The sequence below is a fragment of the Halopiger xanaduensis SH-6 genome, from assembly GCF_000217715.1.
In the GTDB taxonomy this organism is placed as follows: Archaea; Halobacteriota; Halobacteria; order Halobacteriales; family Natrialbaceae; genus Halopiger; species Halopiger xanaduensis.
The window spans coordinates 1,136,772-1,156,048 of record NC_015666.1 but is presented as its reverse complement, the minus strand read 5'-3'; the positions used below and the strand labels follow the sequence as shown (position 1 = coordinate 1,156,048).

Below are 19,277 nucleotides of genomic sequence, written 5' to 3'. Positions count from 1 at the left end.
GGTCCTCAGTCCTCAGGCCCACGTCGGCGGCCAGATCTCCGCAGCCCGCATTCCCGGCTCGTACTCCCGTTCTCGGAGTCGCTCGCGTAGTTCTTCCTCGTCGATTCGCGGCACGGACTGGTCTGTCAGTTCACGCACCAGCAACGCCGTCAACATGGCGTGTTCGCGCAGATTCCGCGGATCGGCCTTATCACGCGTGTCCGCCGTCGTGTGGCCCCAGCCGCGGCCCCGCTCGCGTCCCTCCGGCGGCTCGCTGTGGAGTTGCAGCGACGGGACGCCGGCGCGCAGGAACGGCCAGTGATCGCTGAACGGATGGGGATCGGGTTCGCGAGAAACCGGCTGTCCCGCCTCACTCGCGATTTCTTCGGCGAGCTCGGCGAGCGGCTCGGAGCCGTGCGCGAGCGCCCGCAGGTTACGGAACCGACCCGCGCCGTCGACGTTGACGACCGCCCGCACCGACTCGAGGTCCAGTTGGTCGGCCAGCGCCTCGGACCCGAGCAAGCCGATCTCTTCGCAGCCGACGCCGACGATCCGGACGGTGCGCTCGAGGTCTTCCTCGACGTCGGCCAGAATTCCGCTCGCGGCGGCGACGGTCGCGATGCCGCAGCCGTTGTCGAGCGCGCCCTCCGTGATGTCGTGGGCGTCGTAGTGGGCGACGACGACCACCTCCTCGTCCGTTTCCGGTCCGAGTCGGCCGTGGACGTTCTGACTCGATCCCTCCCGGGTCTGCGCGTCGACTCGAATCCGGGCTCGCGTACCCCGTTCGGCGTACTCCGAGAGCCAGTCGCCGGTTTCGGCGCTGACGCCGATCCCGGGAACGGCCGCTTCGGCGTTGAACTTCAACGCGCCGGTCGGCGGGAGTTGGCCGGGAACGTGGTTAGCGAAGACGAACGCCTCGGCGCCCGCGTCGACGGCGTGACCGAACTTTTCCATGCGGTGGACGAACCGCTGGCCCTCCGGGGTGGTCGTGCTCGCGACGGCGACCGCACCCCGCAGATCGGCGTCCGCAATTTCCTCGGGAGTTCCGGAGCCGACGTCGACGAGCGGCCCTTCCACCTCGGCGGGCGGCGAGTACGGGAGCGCGATCGCCTCGAAGGAGCGCTCGACGCGGCCCGCGTCCGTCGCGTCGCTGTCGGAGGGGGCGGCGTTGTGCTGGTCGCCGGTCGCCGGATCGCCGCCCAGAACGGTGAATTCCGTTTTTCTTCGGTCCCACTGCTGCATCGGAAACTTCTCGAGCCGAACGTCCTCGAGACCGACCGCTGAAAACGTCTCGCGGACGATCTCGGCGGCTCGGCGCTCGCCTTCGGAGCCGCCCATCCGGTGGGGGAGTTCGGTCAGTCGCGTCAGCAGGTCCCAGGCTCGATCGTCGGTCCACGCGCGACCGAGCGCGCGCTCAAGAGTCGCGTCACGAGCGTCACGATCGCGGTTGCGGTCGCGATCGGTGCCCTGATCGCCGTCGGAGTCGTCCGCCCCGTCCATACGAACGCATTCGCCTCGAGCGGCAAAAGTTACCGGCGCGCACGCCGCCTGCGGGTCTCCGACACGCTTTACCACCTTCGCTCCGAAAACGCGGCCATGAGTTCCGTACCCGAACGATCCGAGGTCGACGAGGAGTACACCTGGGATCTCGAGAGCGTCTACGCGACCGACGAGGACTGGGAGGCGGCCTACGAGGCCGTCGCCGAGCGCGTCGAGGAGCTACAGACCTACGAGGGGCAGGTCACCGAGAACGCCGAGACGCTGCTTTCGGTCCTCCAACTGCGCGACGAGATCATGCGCGAGGTGTCGACCGTCGCGGCCTACGCCCGCATGCGCCGCGACGAGGACACGACGGACCAGCAGTACCAGGCGCTGACCGCCCGCGCCCAGTCGCTGGCGGCCGACGCCCAGTCGGCGGCCTCCTTCATCGATCCCGAGATTCAGGAACTCACCCGCGAGGAGTTCGACGAGATGGTCGACGAGGAACCCGACCTCGAGACCTACGACCACTACGTCGACGACGTCCTCCGGATGAAACCCCACACGCGCTCGGCCGAGGTCGAGGAGGTGCTCGCGGAACTGAGCGAGGTCACCGGGGCGACGGGCGAAGTGTACAACATGCTCTCGAACGCGGACATGGAGTTCCCGACGGTCGAGGACCCTGAGGGTGAGGCGGTCGAGATCACCCAGAGCAACTTCACGAACCTGCTCAAGCGCCCCGACCGGGACTTCCGCCGAGAGGTCTACGAGGGGTACTTCGACGAGTGGGAGTCGGTCCGGAACACGGTCGCAAGTGCGTACAAGAACAGCGTCAAGGCCGACGTCAAGACGGCTCGAGCCCGCAACTACGACACCGCTCGCGAGGCCGCGCTGGACGGCCCGAACGTCCCCGTCGAGGTCTACGACACTCTCGTCGACACCGTCCACGATAACCTCGATAAGCTCCACCACCACGCCGAGCTCAAGCGCGAGGCACTGGACGTCGAGGAGCTCCAGATGTGGGACCTCTACATGCCGCTGACCGGCGACGAGGGACCCGACCTCGAGTACGACCAGGCGACGGAGTACGTCGTCGATTCGCTCGAGCCGCTGGGCGAGGAGTACCAGTCACGCGTCGCGGAGGGCCTGGACTCGCGCTGGGTCGACGTCTACGAGAACGAGGGCAAGCAGTCCGGCGCGTACTCGGGCGGCACCTACGACACCCAGCCCTTTATCCTGATGAACTACCAGGACGACATCTCCTCGATGTACACGCTGGCTCACGAGCTCGGCCACTCGATGCACTCGGAGCTGACGAAGGAGGAACAACCCTTCGTCTACTCGGGCTACGAGATCTTCGTCGCCGAGGTCGCCAGCACGGTCAACGAGGCGCTGCTGACGAAGCACCTGCTCGAGACCGTCGAGGACCCCGAGTTCAAGAAGCACGTCTTAAACGAGTTCTTGGAGCGCGTCCGCTCGACGCTCTACCGGCAAACGCTGTTCGCCGAGTTCGAGCACGAGGCCCACCGCCTCGAGGAAGAGGGCGAGGCGCTCACCGCCGACCGACTGGACGAACTCTACCGCGAGCTCAAGGCGCAGTACTACGAGCCCGCCGCGATCGACGACCGGATCGCCCGCGAGTGGATGCGCATCCCGCACTTCTACCGGGCCTTCTACGTCTACCAGTACGCGACCGGCATCTCCGCCGCGCTCGCGATCACGGATCGCATCTTCGACGAAGGCACTGCGGCCGCCGAGGACTACCTCGAGTTCCTCCGACAGGGCTCCCGGGAGTACCCGCTGGAACTCCTGCGGATCGCCGGCGTCGACATGAGCAGTTCCGAGCCGATCGAGCGCGCGCTCGAGACCTACGGCGACCGGCTGGACGAACTCGAGGGGCTACTCGAGTAACTGAGCCGCCCCGTCGCACGCGACGATCGTCGACCGCATTCGAGTGCAGATCCGTACTCACCCGTCGCCTTTTCCGTCGGCCCCACACCGAGCGGCCGCCACTGTAATCACGGTGACACCGTCATTTGCAGGCTCCATACGCGTGACCGATCAGAAAACCGTCCGGGACCCAAAGGCACATTTATCGCCGGGGACTTATCCGTGTACGTCAAGATGTCTCGAAGCCCCTCTCTTCCCGAACGACCCCATCGCGATATCGACCCCGATCTGCCCGACGACGAGCGGCTCGAGGCGCTGCGCGATCATTTCGAGGATATCGTCGACGTCCACGAACAGCTCACCGACCAGCTCGACGAGGCCGAGCAGCGGCGCGAGCAACTCCGCGAGAAAGTCGACCGCGTCGAGCGCGAGAACGAGACCCTCAAGAGCTCCTCGCTGTACATCGCGACCGTCGAGGACGTGATGGCCGACGACGAGGTCGTCGTCAAGCAACACGGCAACAACCAGGAGGTGCTCACCGAAGTCTCGCCGCGCGTCGCCGACCGCGTCGAACCCGGCGATCGCGTCGCCGTCAACGACTCCTTCGCGATCCAGACCGTGCTGGACGCCGAGACCGACGCGCGCGCCCAGTCGATGGAGATCACCGCCAAGCCCGAGGTCGGCTACGAGGACATCGGCGGCATCGACGAGCAGGTCCGCGAGGTCCGCGAGGCCGTCGAGCAGCCCCTCTCCGAGCCCGAGGTCTTCGACGAGGTCGGCATCGAACCCCCGAGCGGCGTCCTGCTGTACGGCCCGCCGGGCACCGGCAAGACGATGCTCGCGAAAGCCGTCGCCAACAAGACCGACGCCACCTTCATCAAGATGGCCGGCTCCGAACTCGTCCGAAAGTTCATCGGCGAAGGCTCGCGGCTCGTCCGCGACCTCTTCGAGATGGCCCGCGAGCGCGAACCCGCCATCATCTTCATCGACGAGATCGACGCGATCGCCACAACGCGGTCGGAGTCGAAGACGTCGGGCGACGCCGAGGTCCAGCGGACGATGATGCAACTGCTCTCCGAGATGGACGGCTTCGAGGCACGCGGCGAAATCCGCATCATCGCCGCCACGAACCGCTTCGACATGCTCGATCGCGCCATTCTTCGTCCCGGCCGGTTCGACCGCCTCATCGAGGTCCCCGAACCCGACCGCGACGGCCGCGAGCAGATCCTCGAGATCCACACCCGAGACATGAACATCGCCGACGGGGTCGACTTCGACGCGATCGCCGACGAGACCGAGGGCTACTCCGGGGCCGACATCGAGAGCCTCGCCACCGAGGCCGGCATGTTCGCCATCCGCAACGAACGCAACGAAGTCACCCACAAGGACTTCGTCGACGCCTTGGAGAAGATCGAGGACGACGACTCGAGCGACGTGATCTCCTCGGCGGGTTACTTCTACCAGTAGAACCGAAGTTTTGCGCTACGGGCCGCCGTTGGCGGCCCTCAGCAAAAATTCGATTAAAAGCAACGGAAGACGTTCCTGCTCACTCCGTTCGCGGGCTGCGACTTCCGAGCCTTCGTTCGCTCCGCTCACGAAGACACTCCTCCCTCCGTTCCGGACACTTCACGCTCTTTATATCGGTCGTCGATCTACTCGCTCGACCTGTGGCCTCGCTCGCGGTCAATTCGGTGTGATAGCCTGCCCTTCCCCGGCTCGCAGCGGCCTCAATTCTTCGGCCGCTGCTCGCGGCCACGATGGTTCGATCAGTTATGTTCGCAGCGTTCATTCCGTCTCGAGCCACCCGCGAATCGCAAGCCCTTACGCCGCCCGTCCCCGAACACAGGTATGACCTCGAGTACGATTCGCGTCGTCTGGGGCGCCGCCTCGGCGCCCACGGCGATGGCCTCCTACGACGCCGCGCTGGCGGAAGCGGGCGTCGAGAACTACAATCTCGTCTCCGTCTCGTCCGTGATTCCGGCGGATGTCGACGTCGAGGCCGTCGGCACCGCGCCCGACCTCGGCCCCGCCGGCGAGCGGCTGACCGTCGTCGAGGCGCGAGCCACCTCCGCCGGGCCGGGCCGGGTCAGCGCGGCGCTGGCCTGGTCTCAGTCGGTCGACGACGGACCGGGCCTGTTCTACGAGACGGCCGGCGAGACGGACCGCGAGGACGTCGAGCGACGCGTCCGCGAGGGGCTGGCTGCCGGCCAGGAACTGCGCGACTGGGAGTTTACCGACCCGCGGGTCGCCGTCGAGAGCAGCCAGGCTGAGTCCGGAACGTACACGACGGCGCTGGTGCTGGCCGTCTACGGCGAGAGCGAGCCGATTCTCTGACGCTGCGAGCGACGGCCGACGGACCGACCGCAACTCGAGACTGCGCGAAGCCGAACCCTTTTGATCCGTCGGAACCATGATATCCATACACACTTCTCATGAACGGAAATACGCCGTACGCAGGGTTGCCGGGAGAGACGGCCGCAGGGCAGCGCGCCGCAGCGGACGTTCCCGACCTCTCGAGCGCACAGAAACGGCTGCTCCACCGCGACGTCTCCCGGATTGCGGCCCGCACGCGGGAGTTCCTCCCCGACGAGTACGTCGTCGACTCCCAGATCTCGACCGGCGCGACCGGGCCGCAGGTGACCGTCGCCGTTCGTCCACCGGTCGGCCACGCCGTCAGCGCCGGCTTCACGCCGAATTTCGAGGAAGACGCGTCCGAGGGCGAGGTCATCGATCCAGACGAACGCGACGAAGTCGCCCGCGGGCTGGCCGCCAGCGCCGCGCTCCAGATGAAGCAGGCGATGAGCAACAACGTCAAGCCGACCGCGAAGTAGACGGAGAGCTTACCGCCGTTTTGCGTTGCAGTATCGTTTCCAATTGCTCCAACGTGACTGCCGGCTACCGACTGCCGTGTCGCGGTCTCCCGTCAGTTCGATTCCGCTTCTCCAGCGTAGCACGCGCGCTATCGTGCTTCGAGTCGAACGCGACGTGTCAGTAAAGGAGTTGCTCGAGTTGGTGTTGCCGTCGCTCGAGGTCGATCGCCGGCTCGACGGCGGGATCGGAAATGAGGCGATCAATCACGAGGAGCGGGTCCGTCCCGGCGCGTTCAACCGCGCGGAGCAGCGATTCGATCGCCGGGCGGTTCGTCGCCAGCGACGAGCACAGTCCGAGCGCGAGGGCGAGCGGAATCGCCCGCTCGGGATCGGTCGGGAACGCATCGCTGACGCGGCGAAAGTCGGGTTCCTCGTCAATCGGCGTGTCGGCGACGGACGCCGGCTCGAGAGACTCGAGAGCGAGACACTGCGGACAGAACGCGACGGCTGGCGCTTCGTCGGGCGTGTGTTCGCGGTACTCGTCGGGGACCGAAACGAGAAGCATCGACGTGCTACACGCGGGACAGGACTGAGACTGTGGACGGGTCATCGAGAGTGAAAGACGGGCAGATCGATCGCAGCGACGAAACGAGGCGGGCGGACGACCGTTTCGCCGACTGCCGTGTTACTGGTTCGCCGCAGGCGACTGCGCGGCCGTATCGGGCTGGACGTCCTCGAGTTCGTCCTGTTTCGCCTCCGCTTCGGCGGCGTCGGCTTCCTCGGCCGCCTTGCGCTGTTCTTCCTTCTCCTCGGCTTCCTTCTTCTCCTTGATCTTCTTCAGGCGGAAGGTCTCCTCGCGCTCCTGTTCCTCGAGTTTCTGCTCGATGTACTCCTGGCTGTCGTAGAGTTCGGGCAGGAGCTTGAACTCGAGGGCGTTGACGCGTCGCTTCGTCGTCTCGATCTCGCGGAGCATCTTCTTCATCGCCGTCTCCACTTCGGCCGCGAGGATGATGCTCTCGAGCAGGTCCTCGTAGGCCTCGGCGGCCTCGTCGATGCGGGCCGACGAGCCCATGATCCCGTAGCCGCGCTCGTCGAGGCTTTTGGAGACGCGGGAGGATTCGATCTGCGGGACGACGACGCCCATGATGTTCTTGGACTCGGTGGTGATCTCGGGGTGTTCCTGCAGCGCGGCGGCGGCGCCGCGAACCGCGACGTCGCCTTCCATGGCCCGCGCCATGTTGATCTTCTTCTGGGCCGCCTCGTAGTCGTCGGCCAGATCACCGCGGACGTCCTGGGCCTTGTCCAGGATGTCCATGAACTCCATGATCAGCCCGTCCCGTTTCTTCTCGAGTGTGCCGTGCCCCCGCTCGGAGAGTTCGATGCGGTCCTCGATCTCCATCAGGTTCTTGCGGGTGGGCTTGACGTCCTTGGCCATCTTGGAGGAACGTTGCGCCCCCAGTCGGATAACTGTTTACAGTTTTCTGCGGCGTCCGTCGGTGGTGATGCGGTGGCGGAGGGCGCTGGCCGCGATCGCCAATCGCGGTGTGCCGTTCGGCAGGCTCGAGGATTCGGAAGAAAACAAGCCTCGATGACCGGTTCAGCCCAGGAAGAGGTCGACCATGTTCCCCGAGCTCTGGCCGCGGTACAGCTCGGAGTAGCCGCAGTTCGTGCAACTGACGACCATGAACTTGCGGTTCTGGATATCGAACATCTTCGACAGCCCGGAACCGGTCGTCGCGATCTCGTCCATTTCGGTCTCCGTGTGACCGCACTTCGGACAGCCGCGCTCGTCGTCTTTCATATCTCGGAGTTCGTGTCATTCGGTAAAGTCTTTGTGCTCGAGCGGACGAGAGCTAGCTATGTCCGCGGCGTTCGTCGTCCTCGTGCTCCTGTTTGCAGTGCTGATCCCGCTCGTGCTCTGGGTTGCGATCGAGGGGGAGACGTCGAATGCGACCGTTATGGACCGCACGGACGCCGAACGGATCGCGAAAGAACGCGGCGGCCGTAGCGGGTCGCGATCGAACGGATCGGCTTCGGAGACGTGGGCTGGCTCGAGCGAGTCCGACCGAGAGTACACGATCGCGGATCGCGTGGACGACGACAGTGACGCGGCTACCGGATGGGGAACGCCGCCGGAAGAGCGCGGGACCGGTTCATCGTGGAGCGACAATCGAGACGAGGGGACTCGAGACGACCGGAACCGCTAATCTTGGCATCTTCCTCGCGAGCAGCAGTTACCGTAGAACTGCGAAATCGAATCCCAGCAGAGAGCTACAGCTGACCGGTAGGCGATGAAACAAGGGAAAACCGGTCATCGAGCGGACGATCCGAGAGTCGGAAGGGGCGAGCGACGAGCCGCGATCAGTCGGCCGTCACTTCGGCCGCTTCGGTCTCGTCTTCGCGGTAGTGCTCCTCGATGAGCTCCTCGTCGATACGGTTGAGTTCCGCCTTCGGGAGATCCGACAGCAGGTCCCAGCCGAGCTCGAGGGTGTCGTCGATCGAGCGGTTGGTGTCGTACCCCTGCTGGACGAACTCCTCCTCGAAGCGGTCGGCGAAGTCGAGGAACTTGTTGTCCCGCTCGGAGAGGGCTTCGCGACCGACAATGTTGACGAGGTCGCGCAGGTCCTCACCCTCCGCGTACGCGGCGTACATCTGGTCGGAGACGTCGCCGTGGTCCTCGCGGGTCAGGCCCTCGCCGATCCCGTCGTCCATCAGTCGGGACAGCGACGGGAGAACGTTGATCGGCGGCTCGATACCCTGGCTGTTGAGGTCCCGATCCATCACGATCTGACCCTCGGTAATGTAGCCCGTCAGGTCCGGAATCGGGTGGGTGTCGTCGTCGCCGGGCATCGTCAGGATCGGGATCTGGGTGACCGATCCGTCCTTGCCCTCGATACGACCGGCCCGCTCGTAGAGTTGGGCCAGGTCGGTGTACATGTACCCGGGGTAGCCACGGCGTCCCGGGACCTCCTCGCGTGCGGCGCCGATCTCGCGCAGCGCCTCACAGTAGTTGGTCATGTCCGTGAGGATGACCAGCACATGGTAGTCCTTCTCGAAGGCCAGGTACTCGGCCGTGGTGAGCGCGAGTCGCGGGGTGACCTGACGCTCGACGGCCGGGTCGTCCGCGAGGTTCATGAAGACGACCGAGCGCTCGAGTGCGCCCGTGCGCTCGAAGTCGTCCATGAACTCGTTTGCCTCTTCCTGGGTGATCCCCATCGCGCCGAAGATGACGGCGAACTCGGAGCCGCCTTCGCCCTCCTCTTCCGGCACGGTCGCCTGTCGGGCGATCTGGAGCGCGAGTTCGTTGTGGGGCAGGCCGGAGCCGGAGAAGATCGGCAGCTTCTGGCCGCGAACCAGCGTGTTCATGCCGTCGATGGCCGACACGCCGGTCTGGATGAACTCCTCCGGATACTCCCGCGAGTAGGGGTTGATCGCCTTGCCGACGATGTCCTGGCGCTTGTCGGGGACGATCTCCGGACCGCCGTCGATCGGGTTCCCGGAGCCGTCGAGCACCCGTCCGAGCAGGTCCTCGGTGACGGGCATCTTCATCGTCTCGCCCAGGAAGCGCACGGAGGCGTTGCGGTCGATGCCGCCGGTCCCCTCGAACACCTGGATCGAGACGATTCCCTCGCTCGATTCCAGTACCTGTCCGCGCAGGGTCTCTCCCTGCGGCGTTTCGATCTCGACGATCTCGTCGTAGCCGACGGGTTCGTCGACCTCGGCGAACACCAGCGGACCGCTGATTTCCGTGATCGTTTGATATTCTTTCATCGTTAGTACAGTGCTCGCAGTTGTTCCTTGAGATCTGCTTCGATCTCGCCGATGAAGTCCTCCCAGTCCTCGGCGGTACCCATCCGGTTGAGCCGCGGCGCGGCGTCGATGTCCTGAATCTCATCGACCGGGACGCCCGCATCCAGCGCCTCGAACGCCTCGTCGTTGAACGTCTTGATGGCCTGGAGCATCCGGTAGGTCTTCTCCGGTTCGCAGTAGGTGTCGACGTCGTGCAAGGCGTTCTGCTGGAGCCAGGCCTCACGCAGGTAGCGAGCGACCTCGAGCGTGAGCTGCTGGTCCTCCGGCAGGGCGTCCTTCCCGACGAGCTGGACGATCTCCTGCAGTTCGTCCTCCTCGTCTAACACGTCGACCGCCCACTGGCGGGTCTCCGCCCAGTCGTCTTCGACGTTTTCCTCCCACCACGGGTCGAGCTGGTCCTTGTACAGCGAGTAGGACTCGTTCCAGTTGATCGAGGGGAAGTGCCGACGTTCCGCGAGGTCGGCGTCCAGCGCCCAGAACGTCTTGACGATACGCAGCGTGTTCTGGGTGACCGGCTCGGAGAAGTCGCCGCCCGGCGGCGAGACCGCGCCGACGACCGAAATCGACCCCTCGTCGCCGTTCATCAGCTGGAACTTGCCGGCGCGCTCGTAGAACTCCGAGAGCGCGGCCGCCAGATATGCGGGGTACCCCTCCTCGCCGGGCATCTCCTCAAGTCGGGAGGAGATTTCGCGCATGGCCTCGGCCCACCGGGAGGTGGAGTCGGCCATCAGCGCGACGTCGTAGCCCATGTCGCGGTAGTACTCCGCGATTGTGATGCCCGTGTAAATGCAGGATTCGCGGGCTGCAACGGGCATGTTCGACGTGTTGGCGATGAGGCAGGTCCGGGCCATTAGCGGATTCCCGGTCTGCGGGTCCGGCAGTTCCGGGAAGTCCTCGATGACCTCGGTCATCTCGTTGCCGCGCTCGCCGCAGCCGATGTAGACGACGATGTCCGCGTCGGACCACTTGGCGAGTTGCTGCTGGGTGACGGTCTTCCCGGAACCGAAGGGACCGGGAATCGCGGCCGTCCCGCCCTTCGCGAGCGGGAACAGGCCGTCTTGGACGCGCTGGCCCGTCACCAGCGGCTCGGTCGGCGTCTCCTTGTTGCCGGCGGGACGGGCCTCGCGGACCGGCCACTCCTGGTGCATCTGGATTTCCTCGCCGGAGGAGAGTTCGGCGACGGTCTCCTCGACGGTGAACTCGCCGCTCTCGATCGACGTCACTTCGCCGCCCTCGTAGTCCGGCGGCACCATGACCTTGTGGTCGATGGTGACCGTCTCGGGGACGACCCCGACGACGTCGCCGGGTTCGACCTCGTCGCCTTCCTCGACTTCGGCCGTGAACTCCCACTGCTTCTCGAGGTCGATACCGGGCGCGTCGACCCCGCGGTCGAGGAACGCGGTCCCCATCTTGTCCTCGAGGACGTCCAGCGGACGCTGGACACCGTCGTAGATGGAGTCGAGCATGCCGGGTCCGAGGTCGACGGAAAGGGGCTCGCCCGTGTTCTCGACGGGTTCGCCCGGGCCGACGCCGGACGTTTCCTCGTAGACCTGAATCGTGGTCAGGTTTCCTTCGATCTCGATGACCTCGCCCATCAGCCCTTCGTCGCCGACGTAGACGACGTCGTTCATCCGGGCGTCGAGGTCCGTGGCGGTCACGACCGGACCGCTCACGCTTTCGATTACACCGTCTTCGTCGACGGATTCGATGTCTTCTGCCTGGCTCATAGTTTAGCTCTCTTCGTCCTCTTCCATCAGGTCGATACCGATCGCACGCTTGATCTGGTCGCGGAGTCCGCCGCCACCGGTGCCGCTCCCGATGGTGACGACGACCGGCTCGACGCTCGTCTCGACGTCCTGGCGAACGCCTCGAGAGAGGTACTCGAGGTCGTCGTCGTGCATGACGACGATACCGACGTCGTCGTCGTTCAAGACGTCCGTGACGGCGTCGTCTAAGTCTGTGCCTTTCTCGTCGTCCGGGACGTTCTCGAAGCGACGGACTCCCGCGAGGCGGAAGCCGGTCGTAAACTCCGGACTGCCGACGACTGCGATTTCCTGGCTCATAGGATCACCAGCTCCTCTTCGATCTCGCTCTCGTCGAGCCCGACCTCGCGGCCCCGCGCGATCGCGCGGATGTTCTCGACCTCGCGCTCCTTCGCGAGGATGTACGACAGCACGGCCGACACCGACACCGGATAGATGCTCGAGAGCGTGTCCGCGTACTCGAGCAGCGCAGCGTCTAGTGCGTGCTCGAACTGGATAAGGCTGTCAGCGTCGCGCAGCTGATCCAGCGCGCCCGAGAGCCGGTCGCCGTACCGACTGTCGTCGATGTGGTCGACGAGTTCGTCGTAGTCGGCGACGAGCCGACTCAGCTCCGACTCGTCGAACAGCACGCCGCCCGCGATGTAGTAGGCCGCGGGATCGAGGTCGGCACCGCTGCGAGCGAGCCGCAGGGCGTTGCGGGCGTTGCGGAAGTCGATCTCCGCTTCCAGGAACTCGACGTACTTCGCTTCCGGCCCCTCCTCGGGACGGCCGAGGTCGTCGAGCAGGTGCTCGTAGAACTCCCGGTCGAGGGCGTTCTCGAGCGGGACGAGAGTCCCGGTCTCCTCGAACTCCTCGAGCCCCTCCGAGAGCGGCTCGTAGTAGATGGTGTCCGAGAGGAGTTCGACGACGTCTTCGATCTCGTCGACCTCGAGCAGCCGATCGAGCGTCGCGTCGTCGAGTTCGCCGGCGCGGATGAGGTCCGTCTGGATTCCCTCCGCGGGCGTGTCGGTGTAGATCCCGCGGATAATCGTCTTGACGTTCCAGACGTCGAACTTCCGGAGGTACCGGCTGATCAGGTCGTAGAGCCGTCCCTCCGCCCAGTCCAGCAGGTCCTGGAAGTGCTTCGCGAGGTTGCGGTTCAACGCGTACTCGATCAGATCGACTCCCGAAAAGCGTGCCCCGAGCTCGTTGATCTCGCGTTCGTACTCCGACTCCTCCATGAACCGAGCGATCTCGCTCGGTCCCATCCGGACCAGCTTGCGGTAATCCTCGTCGTCGAACAGCTTGGCTCGTCGCGACCGAACGCGAGCGTTGACGTACTCCGTGTTCGAGGCACCGAGGCTCATTGTTCGAAGAGTCGGTTGCTGATTGCCTGGAGGTTGTCCTCCCAGACGTCCTCGAGCACCGAGTCGAACGTGTTGTTGACCCGGACGCGGGACTGGTCGCTCTCGACGACGACGCCGCCGAGGCAGTCGCGCTCGCCGGCGTACTCGTAGCCGTCGAACGCGTCGTCCTCGAGGATCGACTCGATCAGCTCCCGGTCGTCCTCGCGACCGTAGACGCTGACGTCGTCGCCCGCGTCGAACTCGGTGCCGGCGGCCTCGAGCAGGGCGCGGGTGAGCTCCTCGCGGGTGTTCCCGTCGAGCGAGGCGAGTTCTTCCTCGACCTGCTCGCGGACCTCGCCGAGGACGTCGCGGCGCGCCTCCAGGCGCTTCTGTTTCGCCTCCAGCTTCGCGCTGGAGAGGCGCTGTTCGCGCAGTTGGTCGATCTCGCGGTCGACCTCCCGCTCGGCCTCCTCGAGGGTCGCCTCGGCGTCTTCCTCGGCGGCCGACTCGATCTCGTCGGCTCGAGACTCGCCCTCGGCACGGATTTCCTCCGCACGCGCGTGGGCCTCTTCCCGAATGTCTTCAACGACTGTGTCCAAACTCATTGGTGAAAGAAACGGGGAAGGCGGTTATGCTCCGACGATGAAGACGACGACCAGGGCCAGGATCACGAGCGTCTCAGGCAGGACGGTCATGATCAGGCCCGGGACGAACAGGTCGTCGTCCTCGGCCAGTGCGCCGACGGCAGCCGCACCGATACCGCGCTCGGCGTACCCCGATGCGAGCGCAGCGAGACCGACCGCGATCGCAGCGGCACCCGCGTCAGTAAGGAACGGCGCGGCGTTTCCGGCTGATTCTCCGTTCTGCAGTACAACTTCCGTGAACGCTGTCAGTGGTTCCATCATTGGTTAGTCCTCGCTGTAGGTTCGATCGTGTCCGAACGGTTCGTATTTCTCCCCACCGCCATCATAAAACTTGTTAAAGAACTCGACGTACTCGAGGCGCACAGCCTGTAAGCCGGCGCTTGTCACGCCAAGCGCTAGCACGACGATGTGTCCGACCACTAGAATGATCAGACCGCCGAGCAGCCCTGCGGTCCCCGAGTGCATGAGGCCGCCGAAGATGACCTCGGCGCCTTCGCCGTAGTGTTCGGCGACGTAGCTCGGTTCGTGGTTCCGCAGGAAGTGGAATGCGCCCTCCGGGTCCCGGTACGCCCCGAAGAACAGCAGGTTGACGACGAAGGCCATCCCGGCCTTCGCGAGCAACACTGCGCCCATTCGGGTGTACGAGAAGACGTTGACGATGACGTCGATGAACTCGACCGCTTCGACCGGTTCGCTGATGATGAGCAGCGCGAACCCGATGAAGAAGACGAGCAGCGGCGCCGAGAGCGGGAAGTCGGCGATCCCCAGCGGGATCGTCACGAGCACCCACTCCGGGAAGCCGGTGAACCCGATGGGGAACGGGCCGTCGCTCGCGAACGTCTCGAACAGGAAACCGGGCTTCGTGCCCGCTGCCTGTCGCGAGAAGATCCAGATCCAGATGCCGTTGAGCATCAGGAGCCACGAGCCGCTGTGGAAGACGGCGTCCTTGACGCCGTGGCTGAGGTTCTCGTAGAAGTCCAGGATGTACCCGATGTTCAGGTGGACGATCCCGGCGAGCACGCTCACGACCATCCACCCGAGCGCGAAGTCGGCTGCCGCCGGCTCGAGACCCTTGTTGAGCGGCAGGAGGTCGCTCCCGCCGAAGAGCCACTCGCCGAGTACGTGCAGCCCGAAGATCTCGCCGTAGATGATGCCGAACAGCATCGTGAACAAGCCGGCCCAGATGGCGACGCCGCCGAGGCTGGTGATGCCCTTACTGTCGAACTGCGTAGCCATGTACGCGCCGATGGCGACGTACAGGAGCCCGTACCCGAAGTCCCCGATCATGAACCCGAAGAACGCCGGGAACGTCAGGAACAGGAAGATCGTCGGGTCGAGTTCGCTGTACTTGGGACGGTTGACCGCCTGGACCAGCACCTCGAACGGCCTGGCCGGTCCGGGGTTGTTCTGGACCGTCGGCGGTTCGTCGCCCATCGTCACCGCGGAGCCGCCGTCGGTGACGGCCTTCTGGGGCTCCTCGTCGGCCTCGGGGGACGGTTCGTCGTCCTCGTCTTCGGCGGCGGGTGCGCCCTTCTGAACCTCTTCCGTGTGGGAGTGAGCGCCGTGACGGTCGTAGTCGGCCCGCTCTAACTCCTCGATCTCGACGCTATCGCCGACTGCGTCCCGCAGCGCGGAGCGGAGTCGGTCGTACTCGTCGGTCGGGATCCAGCCCTCGGCGACGAACGCGCGGCCCGTCGTCGCGAACTGCAGCGGCGCCTCCGCGCGCTGGACCTCGATCGACAGTTCCGATTCGACCTGCAGGAGGAACGATCCCTCCTTGCGGCGGATCTCCGCGAGTTCGGCGTCGATCTCCTCGAGACGCGACTCGAGGTCGGCCTTGCGCGACTCGAGGTCGTCGACGTAGGCCGACGGGCTCTTCTCGGTGTCTGGCACCTCGTGACGGGTGAACTCGACGCCGACGAGCGCGTCGTCGATCGGGTTCGCGCCGGCGTCGTCGGTCGGCGCGGCCGCGACGGCGACGACGTCGCCGCCGGTGAACGTCTCGTACGCGCGGATCTCGTCGGACGCTTCGAGAGCGTCCTCGATCGCGTCGACGCGGCCCTCGCCGACGACGACGTCGATCGTCTCGTACCCCGACAGCAGGTCGAGGTCGATGCCCAACTCCGCGAACGGTGCGACGCGGTTGATTCGCTCCTCGACCTGCCGCAGGTCGTCGCGCACGTCGCTGCGCTGGTCGTCGAGCTCGTTGACCCGCGTGCGGATCTCCTCGAGCCGGTTCTCCCAGTTTTCGTCGAGCTGTCCCCGCTGGGGTTCGACGTCGGCATCCGCGAGGTCGAGCGTGCTCTCGAGGGCGCGAACGGTCACCAGCTTCTCGGAGGCGTCGTCCGCCCCTTCGATCGGGTTGCCGTTGTCGAAGCCCTCCCAGGAGCCGTCGTAGTCCGAGAGGTGAACGAGGTTCAGCTCGTGGATCGTCTCGATGACCGCGGGCATGACGCCCTTGGAACCGGCCACCGAGACCTTGCTCATGCGCTCAGGTCTGAGCATGGACGTCCTCCTGGAACAGTTCGACGACGTGGTCGGTCACTTCGTCGACCCGATCCCGCGCGCGGTCGGCCAGCGCCTCCCGCTCGCGCTCGCCCTCCTCGAGGACGCGTTCGCACTCCTGATCGATTTCTTCGCGCGCCTCCTCGAGGCGGCGCTCTTTGAGTTCCTGTGCCTCTTGGTCCGCTTCCGTGCGAATCTCCTCGGCTCGTTCCCGGGCCTCGGCTATTCGCTCGTCGCGGTCCTGTTCCGCCTGTGCGACGATTTCATCGGCGTCCGACTCCGCCGACTGTATTCGTTCGAGAACCTCTGGCCTCGGCATACTCTAAGCAAGCGAACGTTTGATAGAGCGCGTATATGGTAGTTGCGAAAGCCACCCGCGCACCGGTTGCGCGATCGACGGGTAGCTTTCGATTACCGAACCCTGTGGAACCGGGAACAGCAGACATATCCCGATCGCCCCGAAAGTCGCTTCCAATGGGAATTCTCGAGAACAAAGCCCGGGCCCGGCTGTTCTACAAGTACCTCTCGAAGGTCTACGACCAGGTGAACCCCTTCATCTGGACCGAGGAGATGCGCGCGGACGCGCTCGGTCTGCTCGACCTCGAGGACGACATGACGGTACTCGACGTCGGCTGCGGCACCGGCTTCGCGACCGAGGGGCTGCTCGAGCACGTCGACGAAGTCTACGCGCTCGACCAGAGCGAACACCAGCTCGAGCAGGCCTACGCGAAGTTCGGCAAACGGGCGCCGCCGGTCCACTTCCACCGCGGCGACGCCGAGCGACTCCCCTTCGCGACCGACACCTTCGACGTCGTCTGGTCCTCGGGCTCGATCGAGTACTGGCCGAACCCGATTCTCGCCCTCCGGGAGTTCCGCCGCGTGCTGAAACCCGGCGGCCAGGTGCTGGTCGTCGGCCCGAACTACCCCGACAACGTGCTCGCCCAGTATCTGGCCGACTCGATAATGCTGTTTTACGACGAGTACGAGGCCGACGCGATGTTCAAGACCGCCGGCTTCGAGGACGTGAAACACGCGTTCATGGGCCCCTCCTACGATCCGGAAGTCGCGATTACGACGATCGGTCGCGCGCCGGAATAGGCTACCGCGCGACCGCCTCGAGATCCGCGATCACCTGCCCGTCGACGACCAGCCTGACCCGAACCAGATCGCCCATCTTGAACGACGGCTCGTTCGTTGACGCAACGGCGAACGACGCTCGCTCGCCGGCGCTCCACTTGGGATCGGCCTTCGCATTGAACGGCCCCGTCGGCGCGCCGTCGAACCCGGTCGCACCGACGAACGGGACCGGTGGCTGTTCGGTCAGTTCCGTGCCGTCGACGATCACCGTAATCGACAGTTCTCGAACGTCGATCGTGTCCCCCACGCGGTGTTCGATTGTGATCGTCGACCGGTCGCTATCGGCCGATAGTTCGAAGGCCGTCATCGCCGGCGATTCGGGAGTCCACGTCGAGACGCCGATCAAGATGACGCCCGCGACGCTGACCGCGATGACGAGCAGAAGGATCGTTCCGACAACGGAACTGACGCTTCGATCGGATGGGGTCTTGCAAACCGACGCTCGCCGGATCACGGCGGTTTTGGCCGCGGATACACATATAAACCGTCGGATCGGAGTGGTGTCTCGAGCCGTCGTCTTCCCACAGCCGGAAAGAATGACCGCGGCTCCGAAAGAGCGGTTCGCTTAACGACTTGTATTCGACCTAAAATCCGCGGACGAAACGGTCACGTTGAGGGTTTCGGATGGCGTCTCGACCTGTAGTTCGTACTCCCCGCCGCTCGGCGGGACGATCCAGTGCGTCCCGTCGTCGGGATCAGTCGTTCCGATCTCGAATCCGTCGATCGAAATCGTCGCCGATTCCGGCTCGTCCGTCGCCGAATCGACGACGGTAATCTCGGCGGGACCGTTCGCCGGCGTTTCGTCGAGCGACAGTTCGATCCCGTCCTCCGAATGCGTCCGCTCGCCGGCAACGGGAAGCGATCCGACCGAGAGGACCTGCACCTCGCGGTACACGTGCCCGGTTCCGCCGTCGAGATAGACCTCGAGGTTCCCCTTCTCGTGAGCGTATTCGATCCAGTAGAGGTTCTTCAGTGTACTGTGATCCTGCGAACTCGGGAAATCGCCGCTGATCGAATCGGCAGCCCACGGATAGAGAGAATCGGCCCGATCGATCGACTCGTACTCGGCGAACTGATCGGGTTGGGTCGGATCGCGATTGTCGAACCGAACGGTTTCGGTAAGATAATTACTGCCGTCGATCGCGGAGAGCCGGTAGCCGCTCGCGTTCGCGGACGCTTCGAACAGCACCGAATACGTCTCGGAGTCGGACGTCGTCGCGATTCCCGCTCGAAGTTCCGTGCGGTGCGCCTCGAGAATCGTTCGATCGGCTCGCATTCGATCGGACGGCAGGGAGTAGCCGGACGTCCGATAGGACTTGGTTTCGAGATCGTTAATCGCCTCGTCTAACAGCACCGCTTCGTGGTAATTTCGAGCGATCGTTCCGAGAACCTCGGTTTCGCTCTGTTCCCCGGCGACGTATGCCTCGATAGCGTCCCGTTCGCGTTCCTCAAGCGCTTCAGTTCGGTTTTGAGTCCGATTATAGGCGGCCTCGATCATCGCCTCGCGCTCGTCGGCACTTGCTTCGTCAAACTCGCTCTCGACGATGACGTACTGTTCATGATCGATTCGAAGCTTGTCGTCGGCGTTTGCGAGCGCCGTGCCGAGATCCGGGGTGTGTTCGACGTATCCGCCCATCGTTTCCCCCTCGAGCGGGAGTCGATTCGTCGTGTTTTCGACGGTAACCGGCGTTTGTTGTTGGGCGGTCTGCTGTCCGTCGGATTGAGTCCCGGTTCCGACCTCGGTGTCCGCCCCGACAAGAACTGTCGCAGGAAGGGAAAAGAGGACGAGTACTGTGAGGAGGGCAGGTAGCGCGCGGGTCATCGGCCTACCGTATGCCCTCCTGATATAAAAGATGGTCGCACCAGTTACCGTCCGCCTATACTGATGTTACCCGACTTGAGTGGTTCCGGCGTTCGCCGTGGTGACGTTTCACG

Annotated in this window: 20 protein-coding genes; 6 read left to right on the top strand and 14 right to left on the bottom strand. The window is 64.9% G+C overall.

The window, feature by feature from the left end; all coding sequences use genetic code 11:
- Positions 1–12: 12 nt before the first annotated feature.
- On the bottom strand, positions 13–1,479 hold the full coding sequence (locus HALXA_RS05715) for a M28 family peptidase (protein WP_013879363.1): 1,467 nt from the start codon (positions 1,477–1,479) through the stop codon (positions 13–15).
- A 96-nt stretch (positions 1,480–1,575) separates the two neighbouring features.
- Here HALXA_RS05715 and pepF point away from each other — a divergent pair, with 96 nt between their 5' ends.
- From pepF to HALXA_RS05695, 4 genes are all read left to right on the top strand, one after another.
- On the top strand, positions 1,576–3,369 hold the full coding sequence (gene pepF, locus HALXA_RS05710; RefSeq protein WP_013879362.1) for an oligoendopeptidase F: 1,794 nt from the start codon (positions 1,576–1,578) through the stop codon (positions 3,367–3,369).
- Between the two features lie 213 nt (positions 3,370–3,582).
- Positions 3,583–4,815, top strand: a complete 1,233-nt coding sequence (pan2, locus tag HALXA_RS05705; protein ID WP_013879361.1) for a proteasome-activating nucleotidase Pan2 — start codon at positions 3,583–3,585, stop codon at positions 4,813–4,815.
- A 381-nt stretch (positions 4,816–5,196) separates the two neighbouring features.
- Positions 5,197–5,682, top strand: coding sequence for a pyruvoyl-dependent arginine decarboxylase (locus HALXA_RS05700; protein WP_013879360.1), 486 nt, complete (start codon positions 5,197–5,199; stop codon positions 5,680–5,682).
- Positions 5,683–5,780: 98 nt separating this feature from the next.
- Positions 5,781–6,179 carry a DUF5811 family protein gene (locus HALXA_RS05695; RefSeq protein ID WP_013879359.1) on the top strand — a complete coding sequence of 133 codons (399 nt, stop codon included), beginning with the start codon at positions 5,781–5,783 and terminating at the stop codon, positions 6,177–6,179.
- A 157-nt stretch (positions 6,180–6,336) separates the two neighbouring features.
- Here the strand turns inward: HALXA_RS05695 and HALXA_RS05690 are convergent, their stop codons facing one another.
- The 3 genes from HALXA_RS05690 to HALXA_RS05680 form a co-directional block, all read right to left on the bottom strand.
- Positions 6,337–6,768, bottom strand: coding sequence for a DUF6276 family protein (locus tag HALXA_RS05690; protein ID WP_013879358.1), 432 nt, complete (start codon positions 6,766–6,768; stop codon positions 6,337–6,339).
- Between the two features lie 75 nt (positions 6,769–6,843).
- Positions 6,844–7,593, bottom strand: coding sequence for a V-type ATP synthase subunit D (locus HALXA_RS05685; protein ID WP_013879357.1), 750 nt, complete (start codon positions 7,591–7,593; stop codon positions 6,844–6,846).
- 162 nt (positions 7,594–7,755) lie between these two features.
- Positions 7,756–7,959 carry a zinc ribbon domain-containing protein gene (locus HALXA_RS05680; protein WP_013879356.1) on the bottom strand — a complete coding sequence of 68 codons (204 nt, stop codon included), beginning with the start codon at positions 7,957–7,959 and terminating at the stop codon, positions 7,756–7,758.
- Positions 7,960–8,017: 58 nt separating this feature from the next.
- Between HALXA_RS05680 and HALXA_RS05675 the strand changes: the two genes are divergently transcribed.
- Complete coding sequence (locus HALXA_RS05675) at positions 8,018–8,365, top strand: hypothetical protein (protein ID WP_013879355.1); 348 nt, start codon at positions 8,018–8,020, stop codon at positions 8,363–8,365.
- A gap of 154 nt (positions 8,366–8,519) precedes the next feature.
- Here HALXA_RS05675 and HALXA_RS05670 read toward each other — a convergent pair whose 3' ends face one another.
- The 8 genes from HALXA_RS05670 to ahaH are packed head-to-tail and all read right to left on the bottom strand — an operon-like array spanning position 8,520 to position 16,524.
- Positions 8,520–9,929, bottom strand: coding sequence for an ATP synthase subunit B (locus HALXA_RS05670; protein ID WP_013879354.1), 1,410 nt, complete (start codon positions 9,927–9,929; stop codon positions 8,520–8,522).
- Between the two features lie 2 nt (positions 9,930–9,931).
- Positions 9,932–11,695, bottom strand: a complete 1,764-nt coding sequence (locus HALXA_RS05665; protein WP_013879353.1) for an ATP synthase subunit A — start codon at positions 11,693–11,695, stop codon at positions 9,932–9,934.
- A gap of 3 nt (positions 11,696–11,698) precedes the next feature.
- A complete protein-coding gene (locus HALXA_RS05660) occupies positions 11,699–12,031 on the bottom strand; it encodes a V-type ATP synthase subunit F (protein WP_013879352.1) in 333 nt (110 codons plus the stop codon).
- Positions 12,028–13,077 (bottom strand): V-type ATP synthase subunit C, encoded by a 1,050-nt coding sequence (locus HALXA_RS05655; RefSeq protein ID WP_013879351.1) that lies wholly within the window; start codon positions 13,075–13,077, stop codon positions 12,028–12,030. Before HALXA_RS05655 ends, HALXA_RS05660 begins: the two co-directional genes overlap by 4 nt.
- Entirely contained in the window at positions 13,074–13,661 is a 588-nt protein-coding gene (locus HALXA_RS05650; protein WP_013879350.1) for a V-type ATP synthase subunit E, read from the bottom strand. Before HALXA_RS05650 ends, HALXA_RS05655 begins: the two co-directional genes overlap by 4 nt.
- Before the next feature lie 24 nt (positions 13,662–13,685).
- A complete protein-coding gene (locus tag HALXA_RS05645) occupies positions 13,686–13,961 on the bottom strand; it encodes a hypothetical protein (protein ID WP_013879349.1) in 276 nt (91 codons plus the stop codon).
- A 3-nt stretch (positions 13,962–13,964) separates the two neighbouring features.
- Positions 13,965–16,187, bottom strand: a complete 2,223-nt coding sequence (locus HALXA_RS05640; RefSeq protein WP_049895201.1) for a V-type ATP synthase subunit I — start codon at positions 16,185–16,187, stop codon at positions 13,965–13,967.
- Positions 16,188–16,191: 4 nt separating this feature from the next.
- Entirely contained in the window at positions 16,192–16,524 is a 333-nt protein-coding gene (gene ahaH, locus HALXA_RS05635; RefSeq protein WP_013879347.1) for an ATP synthase archaeal subunit H, read from the bottom strand.
- Positions 16,525–16,679: 155 nt separating this feature from the next.
- On the opposite strand from ahaH, the gene HALXA_RS05630 reads away from it, so the two are divergent.
- Positions 16,680–17,303 carry a methyltransferase domain-containing protein gene (locus HALXA_RS05630; RefSeq protein ID WP_013879346.1) on the top strand — a complete coding sequence of 208 codons (624 nt, stop codon included), beginning with the start codon at positions 16,680–16,682 and terminating at the stop codon, positions 17,301–17,303.
- 1 nt (position 17,304) lies between these two features.
- Here the strand turns inward: HALXA_RS05630 and HALXA_RS05625 are convergent, their stop codons facing one another.
- Together HALXA_RS05625 and HALXA_RS05620 are read right to left on the bottom strand one after the other, a co-directional pair.
- Positions 17,305–17,796 carry a type IV pilin N-terminal domain-containing protein gene (locus HALXA_RS05625; protein ID WP_013879345.1) on the bottom strand — a complete coding sequence of 164 codons (492 nt, stop codon included), beginning with the start codon at positions 17,794–17,796 and terminating at the stop codon, positions 17,305–17,307.
- Between the two features lie 111 nt (positions 17,797–17,907).
- The gene (locus HALXA_RS05620) at positions 17,908–19,164 is read right to left on the bottom strand and encodes a DUF7096 domain-containing protein (protein ID WP_013879344.1); all 1,257 of its coding nucleotides are present in this window, start codon (positions 19,162–19,164) and stop codon (positions 17,908–17,910) included.
- Positions 19,165–19,277 lie beyond the last annotated feature (113 nt).